This window comes from Inquilinus sp. OTU3971 (assembly GCF_038440215.1).
Genome location: NZ_JASATH010000349.1, coordinates 1 through 3,999 on the forward strand (window position 1 = coordinate 1; position 3,999 = coordinate 3,999).

The following is a 3,999-nucleotide window of genomic DNA, read 5'->3' on the forward strand; positions in this document are numbered from 1 at the left end:
CTAGCGTCCGCCGCCCGGCTACGTCGCCGGCTGGTCACGGGTTCCATCCGCCGCTGCCGTATTGACGGGTGATGATCTCCAGAAGATGGCCGTTCGGGTCCTCGAAATAGACGCCGCGGCCGCCGTCATGGTGATTGATCTCGCCCAGCTGCGTCTGGCCAGGGTCGGCCCAGTACGGGAGCCTCCGTTCACGAATCCTGCCGAAGATCCCGTCGAATTCGGCTTCGCTGACCAGGAACGCATAGTGCTGCGGCGTGATTTCACCGTCGACATCCATGTAGTCGAGGTTGGCACCGTTCTCGGTCGTCACCATCAGGAAAGGCCCCCAGCGCTTCGGGTCTGGAAGGCCAAGCATTTCCGCCAGGAACTTTGCCGATGCCTCGCTATTGCGGGCCGCCAGGATTGTGTGATTGAAGTCGATTGCCATGCCATCGCTCCTTGTGATCTCTCCAATGGATATTCGATCCGCTGGATTCGACTCCCTATATTCGACCGCCAGCCTGACGAATCAAAAAATCCTCGCAGTGGCGCAGTTGTTCCGCGACTGAAGCGCTACGGGACGAGACGGGATCGAGATCGCGATACTCTTTCGGAATATTGATCTTGCGCTTTCGCCGTCGCAGGCATTGGGCGGCCACGACATCGTCGCTGGTTACCGTGCCGCCCGGTCCATAGGGCCGGCGCGCGGCGGTCTGGCGGTCTGGCGGTCTGGCGGTCTGGCGGTCCGCCCGTGAAACACATATGAATTTTGTCTGCTCCACACGATCAGATCTTGCGCGCATTGCAAGAATGTGGCGGCGTGGATTGACATATAGGACGTGATTCGCGGCAGGGGACTCCGAGCCCTTGGTCCAGCAAGCCGGATTGATCTTGCGGCGCTGGAAGGAACAGAGATCGTTTCGTGCGGACGGGCGTTCGGGCTGCGGCTGCGTGCAGCCGTCCTGCGCATGCGGAGCGCAGGCCGGTCCCGATCGACAAACAACGGGAGGGGGACCCGGTGAACCATCGATTCATGGCCGCCTTGCTGGCGGCGCTGCTCCTGTTCGTGCCATCGCTCGGCCACGCGCAGCTGAGCTGGAAGCCCGGCAACCCCGGCGGCGGCGGCGCGTTCAACTCGCCGGTGGTGACCGGCGAAGGCTACTGGGCCGTCGGCTCGGATCTCGGCGGCGTCTATCTCAGCATGGATGCCGGCGCCACCTGGACCGCGGTGGGATCGGCCCAGGGGCTGACCGTCACCCATATCGCGTCGCTGGCGGCCCATCCCGCGGGCAAGCTGCTGGTCGGCACCGATGGCGGGCTGTTCGTCGGCAACAGCAACGGCACCGGCTTCAGCCGGAAATATGCCACCGGCTACATCGCCGCCATCGCCGTTTCGGCCGATCCGAACATCGTCTACGCCGCAGTGCATCCGCAGTGGGACAGCCTGAGCCCCTACATCATCCGCTCCAACGATGCCGGCCAGACCTGGGCCGCGACCGGGTCCAACCTGCCGACCAATCTGCGCATCACCGGGCTGCGCACCCACCCGGTGGATCCCGACGGTGTCTGGGCGGTCAGCGGCCGGGGACGCTTCCCGGACACTCCGGAGAGCTCGGTGGTCTACCAGGCCCATTTCTCCACCGACGGCGGCGCGACCTTCGCCCGGATGGACCCACAGCAGGGCAAGCTGGTCGACATCGCCTACGGCCTCGACCCGCAGAACCTGAACCTGATGTACGCGACGGTCGCCGCGACCGGCAACGCGCCGCGGGTCTACAAGTCGGTGGAGACCGGATTCTCCTGGACCCTCCTGACCTCCGGCACCCAGGCGCCATCCGGCATCATCCTGGCCGATGCCACCAATGCCAGCCATGTCAGGATCGTCGGCCTCGACGACCAGGCGCTGCGCCCCGCCGGGACCTATGGCAGCTTCCTGTGGGAGAGCAGCAACGCCGGAGCGAGCTGGACCAAGTACACGCTGAGCGTCAGCGGCGGCTGGTCCCAGGCCGATGAGGTCTGGGGCATGGGCTTCAGCTACCAGGGGCTCGGCCAGACCATCGGCTCCAGACCATCCAGCCCGAACACCGTGCTGTGGACCAACAACCAGTTCCTCTATGCCAGCAGCAATGGCGGCAAGACCTGGGCCGACAGCGTCTCCACCGCGGTCAGCGGCAAGTGGCGCTCACGCGGCATCGACAACGTCGTCCCGATCGTGGTCGAGCAGAGCGCGGCAGACGCCAATCTGGTCTATGCCGGCTACATGGATCTCGGCCTGTGGCGCTCGGACGATGGCGGCCTCGGCTGGACCAGCCTGAACGCCGCGGCATACACCGGCGGCTGGGCCGGCAAGGGCGGCAACACCTTGAGCGTGGCCGCGGATCCGAGCCGCGCCAATGTGGTGTGGGCCCAGCTGGGCGGCAATCTCGAGAATTGCAGCACGCCCTGCGACGAGCCGCTGTACCTGGTGAAGAGCACGGACAAGGGCGCGACCTGGCAGAACATCACCCAGGGCCTGCCCAGCCCGATCCGGCGCCTGGAGGGGCTGACCGTGGCGCCCGACAGCACCGTCAACTTCCGCTGGGTCTACGCCGCCGTGAACGGCGACGTGTATCTGAGCGAGGATGACGGCATCTCGTGGCAGATGGTGCTGGACTGCCCGAACAATGACTGCTTCCGGATCACCTATACCGACACCAACGGCGTGCTCGCTTTGTCGGCCGGCGCGGTCTACCGCTCGTGGCAGGGCGGCAGCGCCGGCACCTGGAGCCCGCTGACCCTGCCCGCCGCCATGACCAGCGGCTGGACCCCGGGAGCGCACTGGCTGCACGACGTCTGGACCTATAGCGGCCCGATGGACCTGGCCAGCCGGGGCGGCAACATCTGGATCGCGGTCAAGGGCACCGGCAAGGGCCTGTACCGGTCGGCGGATTACGGCCAGAGCTGGACCCGTGTCCGGGCCGACGACCAGGCCCGGACGGTGACGGTCAATGCCAGTAGCGGTCGCGTCTATTTCGGCAGCTCCAGCGCGGTCCATGCCGGCGGCTACGCCACGACCAGCCAGGGCGTGGTCACCAGCGCGGACGGCGTGTCCGGCTGGGCGGCACAGAACCAGGGCCTGGCCTTCCCGTTCGCGCTGTTCGCCAGGGTCGCGGCCAACGGCGCGCTGTGGCTGACCTCGCCCGGGCAGGGCGTGATGAAGTGGCGGTGACACCCATGCGCCATCGCCTGATCCAGGGCTTGGCCCTGCTGCTGGGACTGCTCGGCATGCTGAGCCTCGGCAATGCGCGCGCCGCCGACCCGGTCGTGATCTACGGAGATGCCTTGCACACCGGCTGGCAGGATTGGAGCTGGTCGTCCGGCCAGAGCCTGACCCACGGCACCACGGTGCATGGCGGCAGCCATTCGATCCGGCTGGTGCAGAGCGGATGGGGCGGTTTGTATCTGCACACCGTCTCGCTCGACACCACCGGCTACGGCGCCCTCACCTTCTGGGCGCATGGCGGGACGGCGGGCGGCCAGCAGTTGCAGCTGCAGGCCCGCGACACCGCCGGCAATCCGCTGGTCAGCGTGCCCCTGGCGCCGCTGCCGGCCAACCAGTGGCGGCAATATTCGGTCGACCTGTCGGCGCTGGATGCGCAGGACCGGCAGGTCACCGGCTTCGTCCTCCAGAACGCCACCGCTTCCACCCTGCCGGCTTATTTCGTCGATGACATCGGGCTCAGCGTCGCACCGACCCGGCAGGTCCTCTATGACGACCAGTTCCAGAACGGCTGGACGCCGGGCAATGGCTGGAACATCAGCAGCAACACCGCCACCACCAGCCCGGTGCATGCCGGCGCCAAATCCATCGGGATCACGCCGACCGGACCCTGGGGCCAGTTCTATTTCGACAAGGAGGGGTTCAGCACCGCCGGCTTCGACACGCTCGAGCTGTGGGCGCATGGCGGCACCGCGGGCGGCCAGGTGGTCTCGGTCGACGCCTTCCGCGCCGGCACCTTCCTGGGCACCGCGGTGCTAGCC

Annotated in this window: 3 protein-coding genes; 2 read left to right on the forward strand and 1 reads right to left on the reverse strand. The window is 67.0% G+C overall.

The genetic code is table 11. The features are described 5' to 3' along the window. Positions 1 to 34: 34 nt before the first annotated feature. Positions 35 to 427, reverse strand: a complete 393-nt coding sequence (locus AAHM41_RS39360; RefSeq protein WP_342242094.1) for a VOC family protein — start codon at positions 425 to 427, stop codon at positions 35 to 37. Positions 428 to 997: 570 nt separating this feature from the next. Here AAHM41_RS39360 and AAHM41_RS39365 point away from each other — a divergent pair. Together AAHM41_RS39365 and AAHM41_RS39370 are read left to right on the forward strand one after the other, a co-directional pair. Then, positions 998 to 3,187 (forward strand): WD40/YVTN/BNR-like repeat-containing protein, encoded by a 2,190-nt coding sequence (locus tag AAHM41_RS39365; RefSeq protein WP_342242095.1) that lies wholly within the window; start codon positions 998 to 1,000, stop codon positions 3,185 to 3,187. A gap of 5 nt (positions 3,188 to 3,192) precedes the next feature. Continuing rightward, the coding region (locus tag AAHM41_RS39370; RefSeq protein WP_342242096.1) for a hypothetical protein at positions 3,193 to 3,999 on the forward strand (807 nt) is incomplete at its 3' end.

What these genes read in the sequence shown, in the direction of transcription:
- AAHM41_RS39360 (WP_342242094.1), bottom strand. Translation starts at nt 427, where the DNA reads ATGGCAATCGACTTCAATCACACAATCCTGGCGGCCCGCAATAGCGAG.